Annotated in this window: 20 protein-coding genes; 4 read left to right on the top strand and 16 right to left on the bottom strand. The window is 45.6% G+C overall.

Annotation, left to right across the window (positions count from 1 at the left end; genetic code table 11):
* Positions 1 to 25: 25 nt before the first annotated feature.
* The 16 genes from VC159_RS00590 to dnaA all read right to left on the bottom strand — a co-directional run bounded on the left by VC159_RS00590 (position 26) and on the right by dnaA (position 16,568).
* Positions 26 to 517 (bottom strand): ATP synthase subunit I, encoded by a 492-nt coding sequence (locus VC159_RS00590; RefSeq protein ID WP_323472392.1) that lies wholly within the window; start codon positions 515 to 517, stop codon positions 26 to 28.
* Positions 518 to 586: 69 nt separating this feature from the next.
* On the bottom strand, positions 587 to 1,477 hold the full coding sequence (locus VC159_RS00595; RefSeq protein ID WP_215358815.1) for a ParB/RepB/Spo0J family partition protein: 891 nt from the start codon (positions 1,475 to 1,477) through the stop codon (positions 587 to 589).
* Positions 1,478 to 1,501: 24 nt separating this feature from the next.
* Entirely contained in the window at positions 1,502 to 2,272 is a 771-nt protein-coding gene (locus VC159_RS00600) for a ParA family protein (protein WP_215358814.1), read from the bottom strand.
* An 18-nt stretch (positions 2,273 to 2,290) separates the two neighbouring features.
* Positions 2,291 to 2,959: a 16S rRNA (guanine(527)-N(7))-methyltransferase RsmG gene (rsmG, locus tag VC159_RS00605; RefSeq protein ID WP_215358813.1), complete on the bottom strand. Its 669-nt coding sequence runs from the start codon at positions 2,957 to 2,959 to the stop codon at positions 2,291 to 2,293.
* A complete protein-coding gene (mnmG, locus tag VC159_RS00610; RefSeq protein ID WP_215358812.1) occupies positions 2,952 to 4,874 on the bottom strand; it encodes a tRNA uridine-5-carboxymethylaminomethyl(34) synthesis enzyme MnmG in 1,923 nt (640 codons plus the stop codon). The genes rsmG and mnmG overlap by 8 nt, the downstream gene beginning before the upstream one ends.
* A gap of 106 nt (positions 4,875 to 4,980) precedes the next feature.
* The gene (locus VC159_RS00615; RefSeq protein WP_215360250.1) at positions 4,981 to 5,718 is read right to left on the bottom strand and encodes a TSUP family transporter; all 738 of its coding nucleotides are present in this window, start codon (positions 5,716 to 5,718) and stop codon (positions 4,981 to 4,983) included.
* Positions 5,719 to 5,832: 114 nt separating this feature from the next.
* On the bottom strand, positions 5,833 to 6,762 hold the full coding sequence (locus VC159_RS00620; protein ID WP_215358811.1) for a branched-chain amino acid ABC transporter permease: 930 nt from the start codon (positions 6,760 to 6,762) through the stop codon (positions 5,833 to 5,835).
* 2 nt (positions 6,763 to 6,764) lie between these two features.
* Complete coding sequence (locus VC159_RS00625; RefSeq protein ID WP_215358810.1) at positions 6,765 to 7,685, bottom strand: branched-chain amino acid ABC transporter permease; 921 nt, start codon at positions 7,683 to 7,685, stop codon at positions 6,765 to 6,767.
* 16 nt (positions 7,686 to 7,701) lie between these two features.
* The gene (locus tag VC159_RS00630) at positions 7,702 to 8,928 is read right to left on the bottom strand and encodes an ABC transporter substrate-binding protein (protein ID WP_215358809.1); all 1,227 of its coding nucleotides are present in this window, start codon (positions 8,926 to 8,928) and stop codon (positions 7,702 to 7,704) included.
* Positions 8,929 to 8,950: 22 nt separating this feature from the next.
* Complete coding sequence (locus VC159_RS00635; RefSeq protein WP_215358808.1) at positions 8,951 to 9,655, bottom strand: ABC transporter ATP-binding protein; 705 nt, start codon at positions 9,653 to 9,655, stop codon at positions 8,951 to 8,953.
* On the bottom strand, positions 9,652 to 10,419 hold the full coding sequence (locus VC159_RS00640) for an ABC transporter ATP-binding protein (protein WP_215358807.1): 768 nt from the start codon (positions 10,417 to 10,419) through the stop codon (positions 9,652 to 9,654). Before VC159_RS00640 ends, VC159_RS00635 begins: the two co-directional genes overlap by 4 nt.
* A 106-nt stretch (positions 10,420 to 10,525) precedes the next feature.
* Entirely contained in the window at positions 10,526 to 10,741 is a 216-nt protein-coding gene (locus tag VC159_RS00645; protein WP_215358806.1) for a DUF3717 domain-containing protein, read from the bottom strand.
* Between the two features lie 11 nt (positions 10,742 to 10,752).
* Positions 10,753 to 11,247, bottom strand: a complete 495-nt coding sequence (locus VC159_RS00650; RefSeq protein ID WP_215358805.1) for an SET domain-containing protein — start codon at positions 11,245 to 11,247, stop codon at positions 10,753 to 10,755.
* A 3-nt stretch (positions 11,248 to 11,250) separates the two neighbouring features.
* A complete protein-coding gene (gene gyrB / locus VC159_RS00655; RefSeq protein ID WP_215358804.1) occupies positions 11,251 to 13,749 on the bottom strand; it encodes a DNA topoisomerase (ATP-hydrolyzing) subunit B in 2,499 nt (832 codons plus the stop codon).
* A gap of 11 nt (positions 13,750 to 13,760) precedes the next feature.
* The gene (dnaN, locus tag VC159_RS00660; protein ID WP_215358803.1) at positions 13,761 to 14,876 is read right to left on the bottom strand and encodes a DNA polymerase III subunit beta; all 1,116 of its coding nucleotides are present in this window, start codon (positions 14,874 to 14,876) and stop codon (positions 13,761 to 13,763) included.
* Between the two features lie 264 nt (positions 14,877 to 15,140).
* Entirely contained in the window at positions 15,141 to 16,568 is a 1,428-nt protein-coding gene (gene dnaA / locus VC159_RS00665; protein ID WP_251367741.1) for a chromosomal replication initiator protein DnaA, read from the bottom strand.
* Positions 16,569 to 16,790: 222 nt separating this feature from the next.
* Between dnaA and rpmH the strand changes: the two genes are divergently transcribed.
* The 4 genes from rpmH to yidC are packed head-to-tail and all read left to right on the top strand — an operon-like array spanning position 16,791 to position 19,174.
* On the top strand, positions 16,791 to 16,925 hold the full coding sequence (gene rpmH / locus VC159_RS00670) for a 50S ribosomal protein L34 (RefSeq protein WP_011903922.1): 135 nt from the start codon (positions 16,791 to 16,793) through the stop codon (positions 16,923 to 16,925).
* A gap of 8 nt (positions 16,926 to 16,933) precedes the next feature.
* Positions 16,934 to 17,251, top strand: a complete 318-nt coding sequence (gene rnpA, locus VC159_RS00675) for a ribonuclease P protein component (protein WP_251367740.1) — start codon at positions 16,934 to 16,936, stop codon at positions 17,249 to 17,251.
* Entirely contained in the window at positions 17,252 to 17,494 is a 243-nt protein-coding gene (gene yidD / locus VC159_RS00680; protein ID WP_215358802.1) for a membrane protein insertion efficiency factor YidD, read from the top strand.
* Between the two features lie 6 nt (positions 17,495 to 17,500).
* Positions 17,501 to 19,174 (top strand): membrane protein insertase YidC, encoded by a 1,674-nt coding sequence (gene yidC, locus VC159_RS00685; protein ID WP_215358801.1) that lies wholly within the window; start codon positions 17,501 to 17,503, stop codon positions 19,172 to 19,174.
* Positions 19,175 to 19,185 lie beyond the last annotated feature (11 nt).

Consider the following 19,185-nt stretch of genomic DNA (forward strand, 5'->3'; position numbering starts at 1 on the left):
TTGTTTCAATCTCAATTGTCACTACTTAGCGCCACAACCACGCCAGCCATACACACTTCAAGGCAAGCAGGTAAGTCACCAACAAGGGGACCCAAAGCACGCCAGGGACGTAATACGCAATCCCTATAAACAGCATCAGCGTCACGGCGATTTTGATCAATTCACCTGAAACCAATGCCGCCAAAAATCTTCCTGGATTCAATCTTTGCGATTTTTTTGCCAACTCCAACCTGACTAAAAACAGGGTTGTAGGCAAGACGCTAATTAAACCACCTAAAAAGGCCGACTGAGTATAAAGGCTTACCCCTACCGGCTCCCCAAAAATTGACCAAAACACCATGCTGATAGCCGTAATCAACACTTGGGCCAAAATAATTTTCCACGGTGAAAGAGCTCGGTGCTTTGTTGCATCGCTTTGCTGCATCGCAACAATTTCCTCTTTGCTGTAAACCCGGATAACTTCTTCGGGTTCATCCCACTCATCTACCTCGGAAAATTGATTTTTTTGAGGAATCAATTTAGCCCCGAAAGTTTAATGTGTGCAGTGCAATATGTCAAAGGATTTGGGGACATTTTTCTACCTAATTTAAGACTCAATACCCAATTTTTTTAATAAAGAATCTAGTTCGTCGAATTGGCTGAACCGAAGCCTGAGCTCTCCGCCCTTGCCTTTAAGCTTGAATTCGGTGCTTAAGCCAATCAAATCTGCAATTTCCTGCGTCAAACGCTGCATATCTGGATCACTACTGGGCGAAGAAGTGTTTGACTTACTTTTAGCCTTTTTGTCTCCAATTTGACCGCCCGCAATCACCAAAGCAGCAGTCATTCGCTCCGCCTCACGGACAGACAGACCCTGTGCTGAGATTCTCTGGGCTAAAGCCACCTGGCTAGACCCAGGAAGGGGCAATAGCGCACGAGCATGCCCCATATCGATATCTCCGGCCAACAACATGGCCTGCACCGGCTTTGCTAGCTGGGCGAGGCGCAATAAATTGGTAATTGCACTGCGCGACTTGCCTACAGCCTTTGCTGCCTGTTCGTGCGTAAATCCAAACTCCTCGATCAACCTAGCTAAACCCTGTGATTCTTCGAGAGGATTTAAATCCTCTCGCTGCATGTTTTCTACCAGGGCCATTGCTGCTGCAGCCTGATCATCGGCGCCAGAAACTAAAACCGGAACCTCTTTTAACCCCGCAATAGTTGCCGCACGAAAACGTCTTTCGCCCGCAATAATTTCGTATTTGCCAGGCGCCACCAGGCGAACCAATAAGGGCTGCATGACGCCTTGCTCGCGAATACTTTCTGCCAACTCTTGCAAAGCACCAGCTTCCATTTTTTGACGCGGCTGATATTTGCCTGCCTGCAAAGCAGTTAATGGCAAACGATTGATTTCGGTGGAGGGATTCGCTTGCTGCGTCTTCTCTCCAAGCAAAGCTTCAAGACCTCTACCTAAACCTTTTTTCTTAATGGCAACCATGATCTTTATTATTCTTTCTAAAAATTACATGTGTTTGATGCGCTCAACCATCTCAGCACCAAACTCTAAATAGGCTTTTGCGCCACGTGATGATTTATCGAAAGCCACCCCAGGAAGCCCATAAGAGGGGGCTTCAGCAAGACGCACATTGCGCGGAATAATGGTCTTAAATACTTTATCGCCGAAGTGCTCAAGCAACTGATCGGAAACTTGTTGTTGCAAAGTCATGCGCGCATCAAACATGACGCGCAATAAACCAATGATGACTAAGTCGGGATTCAAATTTGCATGCACTTGTTTGATAGTGTTTACCAAATCGGACAAACCCTCCAATGCAAAGTATTCACATTGCATTGGCACAATCACACCATTTGCTGCGCACAATCCGTTGAGCGTAAGTAAGGACAAAGCAGGCGGACAATCAATCAAAATAAAGTCGTAATCGTTTGCCACTTGAGCAAGCGCATCTTTCAAACGTGCTTCGCGGAAATCTAGATCTACCAATTCAATTTCAGCGCCCGCTAAATCACGATTAGCCGGCAATACGTCGTACCCGGAGCTTTCGCAACGCTGCACACACTCTTTAACTGACGTCATACCAATTAGTACCTGATATACGCTTGCGTTTAAGTCTGCTTTCTCTACCCCCGAGCCCATAGTGGCATTACCTTGAGGATCAAGGTCCACCAACAAAACGCGCTGTTGTAGTCCTGCTAAACCCGCTGCCAAATTAACGGCGGTAGTGGTCTTACCAACACCACCTTTTTGATTTGCAATACAGAAAATTTTTGCCATGGCTACTTTTGGGTTTACTTAAGAGGTGAGGGTGGATTTTCTCACGGGGGCCAACACCAAAAGGCGTCGCTCCACCGCTAAATTAGGGATATGAAGGGGCTCATCGGCAACTAAGCGCCAATCGTCCATGGAAACATCTTTCATTTCGTCGTCTGCGCGCTTGGCCTTCATTGCGAATACCAGGCCATCGGGCTTTAAGAAGGGCAATGACAGATCCAAAAAACGCGCGAGATTTGTAAATGCCCGAGAAATGACTGCATCAAATTGTGCTGGTTGTTGCATTGCAGCATCTTCCACTCTCTCGCAGAGCACCTCAATGTTTTTCAGTTTCAGTTTTCCGCGCACATGCTGCAGAAATGCCGTCTTCTTGCGGATGGCTTCAATCAGTGAAAGCTGCCACTCCGGCTGAACAATGGCAATAGGAATGGCCGGCAACCCACCTCCTGAACCAAGGTCAGCAATCTTAGGAGACGAGCCCTTTAAGAAGCGTTTCAATACTGGCAAAACTGCAATAGAATCAATAAGATGCAGTCGAATAGAGTCTTTCTCACCCTCGATTGCCGTCAGATTATGAACTTGGTTCCAGCGTCCCATTTCTTGCAAAAACAACTCTAAATCGGCGATATTGCTTGGGCTTAATTCCAACCCAAGGTCCTCAATCCCTAAGGCAAGCAAACCCTCACTCATGAGTTTCTTGAGTGCGGCCCAAGCCCTTTTTAAGGTGCACCAATAAAAGCGAAAGGGCAGCAGGCGTTACCCCTGAAATACGGCCAGCCTGACCCAATGTTTCTGGTTTATGCAAATTCAGCTTTTGCTGGACCTCTTTAGATAAGCCAACAACCTGAGAGTAATCTAACAACTCTGAAAGTGGGAAAGATTCATTGTGCTCTTGACGAGCGATTTCTGTCGCCTGACGATCAATATAACCCTGGTATTTAACTGAAATTTCTACCTGGTCGCTAATTTGAGACGCCAAGCCAAGATCCTCATCTAAAGTTTCAGGAGCCCACATTCCGTCACCCAAAGCAGTAATTGCTTCATAAGTAACCCCTGGGCGCCTCAATAACTCGGTTAAGCTACATTCATGGGACAGGTCTTGACCCAGCAACCTAGAAACTAGGGGGGCAGCCTCATGTTTTGGCCCAACCCAAATATCTTGCAAGCGAGATGTTTCACGTGAAACAGCTTCCTGTTTTCTGCAAAACACCTCCCAACGATAGTCGTCCACCAATCCAAGCTCGCGCCCAATTGTGGTTAGGCGCATATCTGCATTGTCTTCGCGTAAGCTCAGGCGATATTCTGCTCGGCTTGTAAACATGCGGTACGGCTCCTGAACCCCGCGAGTAATTAGATCGTCAACTAAAACACCAATATAGGACTCGCTGCGTTTTGGAAGCCAAGGATCTTTACCTTGCGCTGCCAAGCCAGCATTGATTCCGGCCAGCATACCCTGCGCTGCAGCCTCTTCGTAGCCCGTAGTGCCATTAATTTGACCAGCGAAGTAAAGTCCGCCAATAGCCCTTGTCTCAAGGCTATGGCGCAATTGGCGTGGGTCAAAGAAGTCGTACTCAATTGCATAACCAGGGCGAACAATCACCGCAGACTCCATACCCCGAATGCTGCGGACTAAGTCCCACTGAACATCAAAAGGTAGGCTGGTAGAAATCCCATTGGGGTAAAACTCGTTAGTTGTTAGGCCCTCTGGCTCCAAAAAGATCTGGTGGCTATTTCTCGAGGCAAAACGATGAATTTTGTCCTCAATAGAAGGGCAGTAGCGGGGGCCAACCCCCTCAATCACACCGGTATACATTGGTGAACGATCTAAACCGCCTCGAATAATATCGTGAGTCTTTTCATTTGTATGAGAAATCCAGCAAGGAACCTGCTTAGGATGCTGCTCTGGACGCCCCAAATAAGAAAACACCGGCACTGGATCCAAGTCCCCAGGCTGCTCAAGCATGACTGAGAAGTCGATTGTTCGACCATCAATACGAGGCGGGGTGCCAGTCTTCAGCCTCCCCTGGGGGAGCTTCAACTCTTTTAGTCTAGCCGACAAAGAAACTGCGGCAGGATCACCGGCACGCCCACCGGCATAATTATTTAAGCCAACATGGATTTTTCCATCCAAGAAGGTGCCCGCCGTCAGGACCACTTTTTTTGCCTCGAACTCCAGGCCCATTTGGGTAACAACGCCCTGGACCTGATCACCCTTGACCAATAAGTCGTCCACTGCGGCCTGGAAGATGCTTAAATTAGGTTGATTTTCTAGGCGGCGGCGAATGGCGGCCTTATATAAAACTCGGTCACCCTGAGCGCGAGTAGCTCGAACAGCGGGGCCTTTACTAGAATTGAGGATGCGGAACTGAATACCAGCCTCATCTGTCGCGGCAGCCATTGCGCCACCCATGGCGTCAATTTCTTTGACTAAATGTCCCTTACCAATCCCGCCAATGGAGGGGTTGCAACTCATAGCGCCCAAGTTTTCAATGCTATGAGTAATTAATAGGGTGTCGCAACCCATGCGTGCCGACGCAAGCGCGGCCTCAGTCCCAGCGTGACCGCCGCCAACCACAATGACATCGAAACTTTTGGAATAACGCATGATTTGCCTCAGATAGGGCGATGATCATAGCATTTTGTTTGTTTCACGTGAAACAAAAGATCAAAAAATCTTAGAAAAACAATGAATATATCTCTAAGTATTTGATTTAATTGATGAAATAAGCATTCCAGGCTGACTTCAATATCAACACGCTAACAATAAGCAGAAAAGCCTTTCTGACAAAGGCGCTGCCATGCTTAATTGCTAATCGACTACCAAACTGACTGCCGGCGATATTAGCAATCATCATCGCAAACCCAAGAGGCCAATTAATTTGACCAAGGCTGGCTAACATCAAAATAGCAGCTAGGTTTGTTGCTACGTTTACCAATTTTGTTGCCGCAGACGCATGGAGAAAATCAAAACCAAAAAAGCGCACAAAACCAAACAACAAAAAGCTGCCGGTGCCGGGACCAAAAAAGCCGTCATAAAAACCAATTGTTAAACCAAGAATGACGCCCTTGACTTGTTGCAAGCGCCCAAGAATTTTCGGTGCGTGCGCCTCTCCAAGTGAAGGCTGAAACCAGGTGTACAGAAGCAAAAATAACAAAACAAATGGCAACGCTTTGCGCAAAGGCTCGGCTGGAAAATTGCTCACTGCATTAGCACCCAAAAGAGAGCCAACAAAACCTGCGATGATGGCTGGCAAAACAATTGCCCAAGGTAAAGAAACGTGGCGCAAAAATTTACGCGCAGCATTAAAGGTCCCACCAACCGCGGCAACCTTATTCGTCGCTAGCAAAGTTGCAGGCGGAACATTGGGGTAAGCAGCAAACAGGGCGGGCACCTGAATCAAGCCTCCACCTCCAGCTACAGCATCAACCAGCCCAGCAAAGAAGGCCATTGCCAAAAGCAGCGGCCATATGAAAATTGAAAATTCGATGAGAGTCTCTTTTAATTAAATGAGTGCGGCGAGAGCGCCGCACTAAAGCCAAATAATAAAAGGAAAAATAAAAACTCAGTTTTTGTTTTTATAGTACGCGGCAATTTCGCCAACAACGCCACGACGAAATGCTAAAACACAAATGACAAAAATGAAGCCGGTTGCAATTGTGCTCCATGAGCCAATGTTGGCGAGGTAGTTTTGCAAACCAACCACAATTCCTGCGCCAACCACTGGGCCCAGAATGGTTCCCATGCCACCAAGCAAAGTCATCAACACAACCTCACCGGACATGTGCCAGTGAACATCGGTCAGTGTTGCCAACTGGAACACCAAAGATTTCATGGATCCTGCCAAACCAGATAATGCAGCCGAAAGCACAAAAGACATCAACTTAAAACGATCAACGTCATAACCCAAGGAAATTGCACGAGGCTCATTCTCACGAATTGCCTTAAGAACCTGACCAAACGGAGAGTGCACTGCGCGCATGATGACGGCAAAACCAAATAAAAAAACCGCTAAAACAAAGTAATACATTGCAACGTCATCTTTTAGGTCAATCAAGCCAAATAACATGCCGCGCGGGACACCCTGTATTCCATCTTCACCGCCTGTAAACGGAAGCTGAACAGCTAAAAAGTAAACCATTTGCGAAAGGGCCAAAGTCACCATCGCAAAGTAAATACCTTGTCTGCGAATAGCCAACGATCCAATTAAGAATCCCAGAACCCCAGAACCAACAACGCCCAACACAACTCCTAACTCAGGGGAGAGGCCCGCCTCTTTGCAGAAGTAAGCGGTAATGTAAGCGGCAGTTCCAAAAAATGCTGCGTGACCAAAAGATAGAAGCCCAGTAAAACCCAAAAGCAAATTAAATGCGCATGCAAAAAGGGCAAAGCACAGCACCTTCATTGCAAATACGAGATAAATAAAATCTTGGAATGGCAATAACAGGGCAATTAAAACCAAGATGCCGTATAGCAATTTTGTTTTTGGATTCATGCTTATTTCTCCCGCCCAAACAGTCCAGCAGGACGAATCAAAAGAACAATTGCCATGATCACAAAAATCACAACGCCGGAGGCCTCTGGATAAAAGACCTTAGTCAGGCCCTCAACTAGACCCAAGCCCAAACCAGTAAGGATGGCACCCATGATCGAGCCCATGCCACCAATCACTACCACCGCAAACACAACAATAATGAGGTTGGAGCCCATCAACGGGTTCACTTGGAAAATAGGGGCTGCCAATACACCAGCGAAGCCCGCTAGACCAACGCCATAGGCGTAGGCCAAAGAAATCATCAGCGGGACATTGATACCAAAGGCTTGTAGTAATTTAGGGTTTTCGGTTCCGGCGCGCAAATAGGCGCCCAACTTTGTTCTCTCAATCACATACCAGGTTGAGAAACAAACTACCAAAGAGATAACAACTACCCAAACACGATATTTTGGCAGGATGATGCCAAGCGACTCCAGCGGGATTGCTCCCTGCAATATCTCTGGGGCTGGATAGCTCTCACCAGAGATGCCGTACCAGTGACGGAACATGCCCTCAATAATGAGAGCCAAACCAAAAGTCAGCAACAAACCATATAGGTGATCAAGGTGGTACAGGCGGCGCAACATTGTGCGCTCCAGAATTAAGCCGAAACCAGCCAGAACCAACGGAACAACAATAAGAGCAAACCAATAATTAATAGATAAGTCAGGGAAGCCAAGCCATTGGCTAATCTGGGTTAAACCTATCCAGGCCACAAAAGCACCCATGGTGTATTGGGCGCCATGTGCAAAATTAATGATGTTGAGAAGGCCAAAAATAATGGCCAATCCCAAACTCAATATGGCATAGAACGAGCCATTAATCAGCCCCACCAAGAGCTGGGCTACCAGCCCTTGAGGGGTAATTCCGAGAAGTTCAAACATACTAGGTGGGGATCAATTACTTGTTAGTAACCAGCTTGCATCGTGACAATGAAAGTGGTTGTGTTGCTTCGGCAGCAGGAATCACCGCTTTGACGTTGTAATAGTCCCATGGGCTCTTAGAGTCAGACGGCTTCTTCACCTCTAGCAAATACATGTCATGCTCAAATTTACCGTCAGCACGAATCTTGCCCTTGAAAAGACCATCATCAATGTTGGTTGACTTCAAAGCCTTCATTACAGCCTGAGTGTCATCGGTACCGGCTTTTTGCACAGCATTTAAATAAGCAAGAACGGATGAATAAACACCAGCCTGAACACTGGTTGGCATACGCTTGTGTTGCAAGATAAAGCGTTTAGCGAACGCACGGGTCTTGTCATCCTTGTCCCAATAGAAGCCTTCTGTGAGATACATGCCTTGTGCGGCAGGAAGGCCCAAAGAGTGCACATCAGAGATAAACATCAACAATGGAACAACCGTCTGCTTTTTGTTAATGCCAAACTCAGAGGCTTGCTTTACGCTGTTGATAGTGTCTTGACCAGCGTTTGCCAAAGCAACCACATCTGCTCCGCTAGCTTGGGCTTTCAGGAGGTAGGAAGAAAAATCGCTATTGGGGAATGGATGCTTACTAGTACCCAATACCTTGCCGCCGTTTGCAGTCACAACGTTGGTTGAGTCCTTCTCTAAGGCAGCGCCGAAAGCATAGTCAGCAGTAATAAAGTACCAGTTCTTTTTACCCTGCTTTACTACAGCCTTAGCTGTGCCGTTAGAAAGTGCGTAGGTATCGTAGGTCCAATGTACGTTGTTCGCTGTACATTTTTCATTGGTGATTGGTAAAGAAGCTGCGCCAGAAACCAAAGTAATCTTGTTCTTTTGCTCTGCTACTTCCATTACAGCCAAGGCAACGTTGGTTGAAACTAACTCAACAATCACATCTACGCCGTCTTTGTCGTACCATTCGCGCGCTTTGTTTGCAGCAATATCAGCCTTGTTTTGGTGATCAGCACTAACAAGCTCAATCTTCTTGCCAATTACAGTGCCGTCTTTGGAAAAATCAGCAATTGCCATTTTTGCAGCAATCACCGCACCAGGGCCAGCCAAATCAGAATAGGTTGATGAAAGGTCGGTTAATACACCAATCTTTACAACGTCGCCACTTACTTTAGATCCACTTTGTGCAAATGCTGGGTTTGAACCAAACATGGTCGCCGCAACCAGACATGCGGTTATTTGCTTTAACTTCATTACCGTCTCCTATAGAAATCCACTAAACACCAAGATACTCATTTAATAAAGTTGCTTTTTCGGCAAGCTCGCTTTGTTGCACCACCTCAACCACATTTCCGTGCTCAACTACATAATGACGATCAGCCAAGGGTGCAGCAAAGCGGAAGTTTTGCTCAACCAACACAATCGTGAAGCCTTTGTTGCGCAAGCTGGTAACAACTTCTCCAAGCTTTTGCACAATCACGGGTGCCAACCCCTCAGTAATCTCATCCAATAACAATAACTTTGCGCCGGTTCTCAGAATTCGCGCCATTGCCAGCATTTGCTGCTCGCCACCAGATAAGCGGGTGCCGGGGCTGTTTCTTCTCTCATAGAGATTTGGAAACATCTCATAAATCTCGTCCAAACCCATGCCGCCAGGCGCAATCTCTGGCAAAAGCAAAAGGTTTTCCTCTGTACTCAAGCTAGCAAAAATTCCTCTTTCCTCCGGGCAAAAACCAACCCCCAAACGAGCAATCTTATAAGTGGGCATGGAGATAGTTTCCGCCCCATACACCTCTACAGAACCAGTTCTTTTACTAGTTAATCCTAAGATGGTTTTCAGAATGGTGCTTCGACCGGCGCCATTTCTTCCAAGTAAAGTAACAACCTCGCCATCACGCACAGCAAAATTCACGCCATGCAAAATGTGAGATTCGCCATACCAAGACTCTAAATTTTTAACCTCTAGCGCCATGGTGCTCATAGGTTGTCTCCCCCATGGCTACCCATATAAGCCTCAACAACCAGTGGGTTGTTTGAAACCTCATGATATGAACCCTCAGCCAACACTGAGCCACGCTGTAAAACGGTAATACGATCTGCAATTGAAGAAACCACCTTCATATTGTGTTCGACCATGAGAATAGTGCGGCCCTTGGCCACACGATCAATCAACTCTGTTACACGCTCAACATCTTCGTGACCCATTCCCTGGGTGGGCTCATCCAAAAGCATTAACTCCGGCTCCATAGCTAAAGTTGTTGCAATTTCAAGCGCCCTTTTACGGCCATAAGCTAGATTGAGCGTTTCTTCGTCGGCAAAGTCCTCCAAGCCAACCTCATGGAGAAGCTCTAGTGCGCGCTCATTAAGCACATTTAAGGAGTTTCCAGACTTCCAGAAGTGAAACTCGGTCCCCAATCCTCGCTGCAGTGCAACACGAACATTTTCAATAACCGTTAAATGTGGAAAAACAGCAGAAATCTGAAAGGAGCGAATAATGCCCCGTCTCGCAATTTGTGCGGGGGCCTCTTTGGTGATGTCAAAACCATTGAATAAGATTTGGCCGCTGCTGGGCTCTAAAAACTTGGTCAACAAATTGAAGCAAGTCGTCTTGCCGGCTCCATTAGGCCCAATCAAAGCGTGAATGGTTCCCCGAGCGACATCTAGGTTCACATCAGTGACCGCAGAAAATCCCTTAAAGGATTTTCCCAGTCCAATTGTTTTTAATATTGTTTCTTGCAATCTCATGCCCTCTACCCCCTACTTGGGAGCAAGAATATGAGAATACCCCAAGATAGCGTGGCTTTATATAGCAATAACCCTAAACAATTAAAGTGGCAACGCTAAAAAAATTTTAGGGAAGTTTTTGAAATTCCTGAATCGCTGAACGAGCCAATTCATCCAAGACATCCACCGGCACCCTTTGGGCGCCCTGGACAATCATTAATGCATAAGGTTTGGCCAGGGCCGACGCCTCGGGACAGAGTCGCAACTCATCACCCTCCGATGGGGACTGACTGCGCCAGTAGTTGATGGCAGCCTCTAGCTCTTGGATTGTTACAAACAACATGAAAATTATTTTTACTTATCTTTAGTTGCAAGCATAGTGCCACGGCACTTTTTTGCACCGCAACGGCACTCGTAATCTTTTTTCATTTGCTTGGTAATCTTTCCCTCAATATCGAGTGAGTAGTCATAAAACAACTCTTCACCAACCTTCAGGGCGCGCTTTGCATAAATAAACACGCGGGGCTCACCATCAAAACTGTCTTCCCGGGTTTCGCAAATTGGCTTACATGAATGGTTGATCCAGCGCGCAGCATTCCCACCATATTTCGCATCAATCACACGACCATCTTCTAATGAAAAGTAAAAAGTATGATTAGGATCTTTGGGGTCGTGGGGGTGGCGCTTCTCTGCAAGCTTCCAACTGATGCGCTCGCCTTTGTATTCAATAATTGCCTGGCCCTTTTTAATGGGTTTGGCAACAAATACGCCCTTTCCATGAATCGGCGAAGACTTCACAACAATAGAGGATCGGTCCACCTTGGGTGGTTTTAATTTTTTGGCTGTCATAAGTTAAACGTCTAGGTTGCGGGCAATAAGGGCATTTTTTTCAATAAATGCGCGACGAGGCTCAACCTCATCCCCCATAAGCGTAGTAAAGACCTGGTCCGCAGCAATGGCATCTTCAATCTTTACCTGCAAGAGTGTTCTAGAGCTTGCATCCATAGTGGTTTCCCACAGCTGTGATGGATTCATCTCACCAAGGCCTTTATAGCGCTGACGACTCAATACGCGCTCTGCCTCAGACAACAACCAAGCAAAGGCGGCCCTAAAGTCGCCAATAGTTTGCTCTTTTTGGTTTTTATCAGGGTCGCCGCGACGAACCTTGGAGCCCGCTACAACCTTGCCCGATAAAACAGCTGCGGCATTTGCAAGGCTTTGGTAATCATCACCATGAACAAAGTCAGAGTTAATGGAAGAGAGCTTCAGGTTTCCATGAATACGGCGCGATAACAACAAGCGGAAGCGCTCAGTACGGTCTTCTTTTTGAACAATAATTTCTGGTGGCAAAGCTAAAGGATTCAAAGAATCCGCAAGCGCTTGCCTTAAGCGATCAGCAGATTCGTTAGCTGATTTTTCGGTATCCAGATTTAATGGTGTTCCTGAAGCAATTGCTCGCAGAGCATCTTCGTCAATGGTGCGAGACAAGCGGTCAACAATCGACTGAATCACTTGATAGTGTTTTGCCAACTCATTGAGCGCCTCACCCTCAATAATTTCACCTGATGGCGTTTGTAGGGATGCTGTTTCAAGTGCAATTTTTAACAACAACTGATTTAGCTCGTTGTCGTCTTTAATGTACTGCTCATTCTTGCCAAACTTTACTTTGTAAAGAGGTGGTTGAGCAATATAGATATGGCCACGCTCGATCAACTCAGGCATCTGCCTATAGAAGAAAGTTAACAACAGCGTGCGGATATGACTACCGTCAACGTCCGCGTCGGTCATGATAATGATGCGGTGATAACGCAATTTATCTGCCTTATATTCTTCGATCCCGATGCCGGTGCCCAAAACGGTAATTAAAGTAACCACTTCTTGGCTGGCAAGCATTTTGTCAAAACGTGCTTTTTCAACGTTAAGGATTTTTCCTTTTAACGGAAGAATTGCTTGGAAGCGACGATCACGTCCTTGTTTGGCAGAGCCCCCTGCGGAGTCTCCCTCGACAATAAAGAGTTCGGATTTGGTTGGATCTTTTTCTTGGCAATCGGCCAACTTTCCAGGCAAGCCAAGCCCATCCAATACACCCTTACGTCTCGTCATGTCACGCGCTTTGCGTGCGGCTTCGCGAGCACGGGCCGCATCAACAATCTTGCCGCACAGAATCTTCGCGTCAGCTGGACGTTCTTGGAGATATGCGCTCAATGCTTCGGCAACAATTTCTTCAACCGGGCCACGCACCTCACTAGAAACCAATTTATCTTTTGTTTGGCTGGAGAATTTTGGTTCTGGAACCTTCACTGATAAAACGCAGGCCAAGCCCTCGCGCATGTCATCACCAGAAATTTCTACTTTTGCTTTCTTGGCAACTTCATGCTCATCAATGTATTTATTAATGACGCGCGTCATTGCAGCGCGCAAGCCGGTTAAGTGTGTTCCACCATCCCGCTGTGGAATGTTGTTAGTAAAACAAAGTACTTGCTCACTAAAGCTGTCATTCCACTGCATAGATACTTCAGCAGTAATTTGACCGCCTAGGTCTGAGGGGCGATTGCCCTCAGCATAAAAAATATTGGGGTGCAGTACGTTTTTAGTTTGGTTGATGTACTCAACAAAGCCTTTTACACCACCAGAGAAAGCAAAGTCTTCTTCTTGACCCGTACGTTGATCAATCAACTTAATGTGAACACCATTGTTTAAGAAAGAGAGTTCGCGAATACGCTTAACTAGAATTTCATAATGGAACTCGACGTTTCCAAAAATTGTTTCGTCAGCCAAAAAGTGAACTTCGGTTCCTGAAAGCTCAGTATCACCAGTAACAGTAATTGGAGAAACTAAAACCCCGTTCTCATCAACAACATTGCGATTTTGAATAACGCCACGCGCAAACTCCATGTGGTGAGCTTTGCCATCGCGACGAATAGTTAACTTTAACCATTTGGATAGCGCATTTACGCAACTAACGCCCACACCATGAAGACCACCTGAAACTTTATAACTATTTTGATCGAACTTACCACCAGCATGGAGCTCAGTCATGACAATTTCAGCAGCACTACGTTTCGGCTCATGCTTATCGTCATATTTAATCCCTGTTGGGACACCACGACCATTATCGACAATAGAAATAGAGTTATCAGTTTGAATAACTACTGTGATTTCAGAACAATAACCAGCCAAAGCTTCGTCAATGGAGTTATCCAAAACCTCAAATACAAGGTGGTGCAAACCCGTACCATCGGATGTGTCTCCGATATACATACCAGGACGTTTACGAACAGCCTCAAGACCCTCTAGGATTTGAATCGATGCAGCGCCGTACTGCTCTACTACTTTTTTTTCTTCAGTCATTTTTTTCTAAGTTAAATACGCATTGGCATCACAACATACTTAAAGCTCTCTGAGCCAGGCAGAGTAATCACAGCACTGCTATTTGCATCACCTAAACTAATTTGAATCTTTTCATTCTTTAGGTTTGATAAAACATCCAACAAGTAGCTAACGTTAAATCCAATTTCTACTGCATCACCAGCATACTCAGTCTCAATCTCCTCTTGAGCTTCTTCTTGCTCAGCATTGGTTGATTGAATTGTGATGCGGTTTGGGGATAGGGAAAAACGAACCCCTTTAAATTTGTCTGTTGTCAAAATAGCGGCGCGTTGAAGTGCTGATTGAAGAGCATCACGACCAACTACGAGTGAGTTTTTATGGCCCTTCGGAATCACTCTCTGGAAATCTGGAAACTTACCTTCAACTAATTTTGAAATTAATTCAATATCACCAAATGCAAACTTCACTTGATTAGCTGTCAAACTAATTTCCAAGGATTCATCAGAATCCTCGAGTAAGTGCTGGCACTCCAAAATTGTTTTGCGAGGAATAATGATTTCTTGTTTTTGACCAGAGCCTGATGGGGCCTCTGCCAGCTCAACCTGAGAGTAAGCAAGGCGGTGACCATCTGTTGCCACCGCAACCACCTCTTTACCCTCAATTACCAACAACATCCCATTTAAGTAATAGCGAATATCTTGTTGAGCCATTGAAAAATGTACTTGGCTAATGAGTTGACGGAAACTCTTTTGCGACATCTTCCAAGCAGCAGTTACCTCGCCCACGCTTTGCATCACCGGAAACTCAGTTGCAGAAAGCGTTTGCAAAGAGAAACGGCTTTTGCCGCTCTGTACAACCATCTTGTTATCTTTAAGATTTAAAGATACTGGACCCTCTGGCAATGCACGCAAAATGTCTAAAAGTTTTCTAGCGGCAACAGTTGTTGTTACATCTTCTGTACCAACACCAAAATTAGCGTTTGTTGTAATTTGAATTTCAATATCAGTGGAGATGAATGAAACTTTTTCTCCAACTTTTTTAAATAAGAGATTAGCCAAAATTGGCAGCGTGTGTCTGCGTTCAACAATTCCACTAACAACCTGAAGTGGTTTTAGTAGGCTATCGCGAGAAGTGTTAACGAGTTGCATTGCTTTTAAATCCTTGTATATATCTTAGTAGTAATAGTAATAAGGGTTCGAAATTCCGTGGATAAGTCAAAAAACCCTTATAAAACAACACATTAGAGACAAAAAAACCTGTGGAAAACTCTTGTATAAGCGCTGCATAAAAAGGGGATAACTTTTTATCAACACCCTATTTTTGCATGAAGCTGAACCTTTCCACAATTTATCCACATCTAATCCACAAACTTATCCCTGGGGTTGTCCACAACCTTATCAACAAGCAAAAAACTACGCCTTTAAGGTTTGCTCAATAACGTGAATCTCATGGTTTAGCTGCCCATCATGTGCTCGCTCATCTGCAATCTTGCGAACAGCGTGAAGGACGGTTGTGTGGTCCCTACCGCCAAATAATTCACCAATCTCCGGCAAGCTTTTTTGTGTCAACTCTTTGGCCATAAACATTGCAATTTGACGGGGCCGCGCAATATTAGCCGGGCGCCTTTTGGAGTACATGTCTGCAACCTTGATGCTATAGAAATCAGCAACTGCTTTTTGAATATTTTCGACAGAAATTTGACGATTTTGGATAGAAAGTAGGTCTTTTAGTGCTGTTCTGGCAACCTCAATCGTGACCTCACGACCGTGGAAGCGAACAAACGCCAAAATCTTTCTCAAAGCCCCTTCTAACTCACGGACGTTTGAGCGTAAGTGTTTGGCCACAAAAAATGCAACGTCCTCACTCATGGGGATGCCTTCACTAATAGCTTTTTTCATCAAAATAGCGACACGCATTTCTAGCTCTGGTGGCTCAATGGCAACCGTTAGCCCAGAATCAAAGCGGGAAATAAGGCGATCATCAATACCCGCCATTTCCTTGGGATAGGTGTCACTAGTAATGATGACTTGGGCCTTGTTGCTTAATAAGGCCTCAAAAGCATAGAAAAACTCTTCCTGGGTCCTGGATTTGCCGCTAAAAAACTGAATGTCATCAATAAGTAAAAGGTCTAAGGAGTGGTAGTAGCGCTTAAAGCGGTCAAACGCCTTTTGTTGGTATGCGCGGACCACATCTGAAACATACTGTTCGGCGTGGATATAGCGAATACGGGCGTTTGGCTTCTCTTTTAAGAGGTGATTGCCAATCGCGTGAATTAAATGGGTCTTACCCAGACCTACCCCACCATATAAGAACATGGGGTTGTAAGAGGTTCCAGGGTTGTGCGCCACCTGAATCGACGCAGCCCTAGCAAGTTGATTGGCTTTACCAGTAACAAACGTTTCAAAAGTAAGGTTCGGGTTGAGTTTTGAGTGATCTTCAATCTCAAAAGCACTCTCTTCTACCGATATGCTTGGCTCCGAGATCTCCACAGAAACATTTTTCTCTATGGGCTCTTCCAGCGTTACGGAGGGTGCGGTATTGGTTGCACCACCCTCAACAGCGAGTGTAAAGCCGACATTAATGGGACGCCCAAAATACTGGGAGGCCAACTCTTGGAATCGGTCGGCAAACGTCTTTTTGGTCCAATCCAACTTAAATCGGTTGGGGGCTCCAATTGTTAGTGAGTCATCACTTTCAACAAAAGACAATAGGGTAAGGGGTTGAATCCACGTTTTAAACTGTTGGGGCGACAGTTCGCGGGATAAAATGCCGATAGCATCATCCCAGAACCCCAGTGGGCTAATTGAATTCAAGGCGGGGGGATTGTGTAGGTTGCTCATATTTTTGGAGGATCCATTGTAGCGATGCTCCAAAGTTATCCACAAGCAACAAAAACGTGGAAAAGCTGTGGATAACTTGTGAATAATAGAAAAATCTCTATTTAAATTAATGATTTAAGAGAAATTTCACTAAAAATAGAGAAAAACACCTACATATTCATCAAGATCGATTGACCTTTTGCTCTGCAACAAGGAAAATACTTGGTTTTCCAGGGATAGAACATGAAAAGAACTTACCAACCCTCAGTAACTCGTCGCAAGCGTACACACGGCTTCCGTATTCGCATGAAAACCAAAAGCGGACGCGCAGTTTTAAATGCTCGTCGTGCAAAAGGCCGCAAGCGTTTGGCTGTGTAATTTAGCCATTGAATAGCGCAAGGATTTCTGAATTACTTAAAGCACGCCCCAAGACAAGTTTGTATTGGGGCATGTATGTTGCATCCACTCAAGAGGGCGTCAAGCCTGACTTGGGGGTTGCGGTAGCAAAGAAGTTGGCCAAAAGAGCGGTTGATCGAAACCGCCTAAAGCGGATGATTCGCGAATTGGTTTGGACGGCTCAAGCCAAAACATTAAATAAAGATGTTGTGGTCAAGCTCAAAAAACCAATCGGTCGCGAAACTCGGGGCAGACTCAGAAAAAAAGAAAAAGAAATTTTGCGCTCTCAAATTTCGGGGCTGCTTTAGGTGCGCGCCTTAAATAATGCGGCAATTAAGTTGGTAAAAATATATCAACTAGCTTTAAGCCCTTATTTAGGTATGCACTGCAAGTATGTGCCCAGCTGTTCGCAATATGCATGTGACTGCTTTAGTCATTACGGATTTATTAAAAGCTTTGGCCTAACGGCGTGGCGTATTTTGCGCTGCAACCCGTTGTCACACGGCGGTTATGATCCTGCTGTAAAAGATACAAAACACCAACTTAAGTGAATGTAAATGGACTTTAAAAAAACAATTCTTTGGGCAGTATTCTCGATGTCGGGTCTCATGCTCTACAACAATTGGCAGGTTCATGAAGGCAAGCCATCCTTGTTTGGTGGCGCCCCAGCGAACTCCCCGGCTGTTGCTGACAAGGCCACAACGGGAGGCAAAGTTGATGTCCCTATGCAAGCCGCAGGTGCGCCGGCAGTTGCCGTAACGCCAGTGGTTAGTGGTGGCACCATAGAAGGTGCAGAAAAGTTTACACTCCAAAATGATGTGTTGGTATTGGAAATTAGTGCCAGCGGAGCAAATGTAATTGATGCTAAGTTATTAAAAGAATTAACTGCTGAGAAAAATCCAGTAGAGCTTTTTCAATACACGCCAACACACAAATATTTTGCACGGTCTGGTTTAATTTCTTTAAACAATAACGACCTTCCAAATCACACAAGCACCTTTAAATTAGTACAGTCAGGAAAAGATGGTTCAGGTAGACCGTTTGCAGTATTTGCCAGCGAACGTAACGGCGTCAAACTTGAAAAAACATTCATCCTAAATCCTGGTAGCTATGTAGTAGATGTTGGCCATCGCGTCACACAAACAACAAACAACCCAAACCCTCTTGTTTTGTACACAGAAATTGTGCGCGACGCTTCACAAGAGCAAAAAATCGGCCCATTTGGCGGCGCCTTCTCAGCCAGCACATTTACTGGACCGGCCGCCTACACAGATAAAGAAAAATTTAATAAGCTGGAGTTCTCAGCGATAGATAAAAACAAGATCACCATCCCAACGCAAGTTGCTGCTGGTGAGCCAGCTTGGATCGCCATGGTTCAGCACTACTTTGCGAGCGCCTGGATTCCGGGCGACAAAGATGCACGGGATATTTATGCTGGAAGAATAGACAACGGCTTGTATCGAATTGGTATGCAAACACCCCTAGGTGTTGTTGCCCCAGGAGCAACTGTTGTAGAAAAAGCCAGATTATTTGTGGGACCTCAAGAAGAAAAGGTTTTGGAGACGATTGCTCCAGGCTTTGAATTGCTCAAGGACTACGGTTATCTGACTATTATTGCTAAACCCATTTTCTGGTTGCTTGAAAAAATTCATGGTTATGTTGGCAACTGGGGTTGGTCCATCATCCTGTTGACCATCTTAATTAAGCTGGTGTTCTTCCCCCTATCTGCTGCAAGTTATAAGTCAATGGCCCGCATGAAGGAAGTGCAGCCGCGCTTGGCGGCCATGAAGGAGCAGTACAAGGGCGAGCCACAAAAACTCAATCAAGCCATGATGGAGATGTACCGCAAGGAAAAAATTAACCCGTTGGGTGGATGCCTGCCGGTTGTGATTCAGATCCCTGTGTTTATCTCGTTGTATTGGGTATTGTTGTCATCGGTTGAGATGCGTGGCGCACCATGGGTTTTGTGGATTCATGATCTCTCGGTGCCTGACCCGTATTACATTCTGCCGGTCATTATGGCTGTCTCTATGTTTGTGCAAACGAAGTTGAACCCAACGCCTCCAGATCCAATTCAGGCGAAGGTGATGATGTACATGCCGATCGTCTTTTCAATCATGTTCTTTTTCTTCCCTGCGGGCTTGGTTTTATATTGGGTTACTAATAACCTTCTATCGATTGCTCAACAGTGGCAGATTAATCAGATGTTTGGAAAAAAGCCCGCTAAGTAATTTGAGCGCGG

The organism is Polynucleobacter sp. JS-JIR-II-c23 (genome assembly GCF_035011225.1).
Classification (GTDB): domain Bacteria; phylum Pseudomonadota; class Gammaproteobacteria; order Burkholderiales; family Burkholderiaceae; genus Polynucleobacter.

Excerpts from the sequence above, each read along its gene's own strand:
- VC159_RS00595 (WP_215358815.1), bottom strand. The coding sequence starts at position 1,477 with ATGGTTGCCATTAAGAAAAAAGGTTTAGGTAGAGGTCTTGAAGCTTTG.
- VC159_RS00600 (WP_215358814.1), bottom strand. The coding sequence starts at position 2,272 with ATGGCAAAAATTTTCTGTATTGCAAATCAAAAAGGTGGTGTTGGTAAG.
- rsmG (WP_215358813.1), bottom strand. The coding sequence starts at position 2,959 with ATGAGTGAGGGTTTGCTTGCCTTAGGGATTGAGGACCTTGGGTTGGAA.
- mnmG (WP_215358812.1), bottom strand. The coding sequence starts at position 4,874 with ATGCGTTATTCCAAAAGTTTCGATGTCATTGTGGTTGGCGGCGGTCAC.
- VC159_RS00615 (WP_215360250.1), bottom strand. The coding sequence starts at position 5,718 with ATGGCCTTCTTTGCTGGGCTGGTTGATGCTGTAGCTGGAGGTGGAGGC.
- VC159_RS00620 (WP_215358811.1), bottom strand. The coding sequence starts at position 6,762 with ATGAATCCAAAAACAAAATTGCTATACGGCATCTTGGTTTTAATTGCC.
- VC159_RS00625 (WP_215358810.1), bottom strand. The coding sequence starts at position 7,685 with ATGTTTGAACTTCTCGGAATTACCCCTCAAGGGCTGGTAGCCCAGCTC.
- VC159_RS00630 (WP_215358809.1), bottom strand. The coding sequence starts at position 8,928 with ATGAAGTTAAAGCAAATAACCGCATGTCTGGTTGCGGCGACCATGTTT.
- VC159_RS00635 (WP_215358808.1), bottom strand. The coding sequence starts at position 9,655 with ATGAGCACCATGGCGCTAGAGGTTAAAAATTTAGAGTCTTGGTATGGC.
- VC159_RS00640 (WP_215358807.1), bottom strand. The coding sequence starts at position 10,419 with ATGAGATTGCAAGAAACAATATTAAAAACAATTGGACTGGGAAAATCC.
- VC159_RS00645 (WP_215358806.1), bottom strand. The coding sequence starts at position 10,741 with ATGTTGTTTGTAACAATCCAAGAGCTAGAGGCTGCCATCAACTACTGG.
- VC159_RS00650 (WP_215358805.1), bottom strand. The coding sequence starts at position 11,247 with ATGACAGCCAAAAAATTAAAACCACCCAAGGTGGACCGATCCTCTATT.
- gyrB (WP_215358804.1), bottom strand. The coding sequence starts at position 13,749 with ATGACTGAAGAAAAAAAAGTAGTAGAGCAGTACGGCGCTGCATCGATT.
- dnaN (WP_215358803.1), bottom strand. The coding sequence starts at position 14,876 with ATGCAACTCGTTAACACTTCTCGCGATAGCCTACTAAAACCACTTCAG.
- dnaA (WP_251367741.1), bottom strand. The coding sequence starts at position 16,568 with ATGAGCAACCTACACAATCCCCCCGCCTTGAATTCAATTAGCCCACTG.
- rpmH (WP_011903922.1), top strand. The coding sequence starts at position 16,791 with ATGAAAAGAACTTACCAACCCTCAGTAACTCGTCGCAAGCGTACACAC.
- yidC (WP_215358801.1), top strand. The coding sequence starts at position 17,501 with ATGGACTTTAAAAAAACAATTCTTTGGGCAGTATTCTCGATGTCGGGT.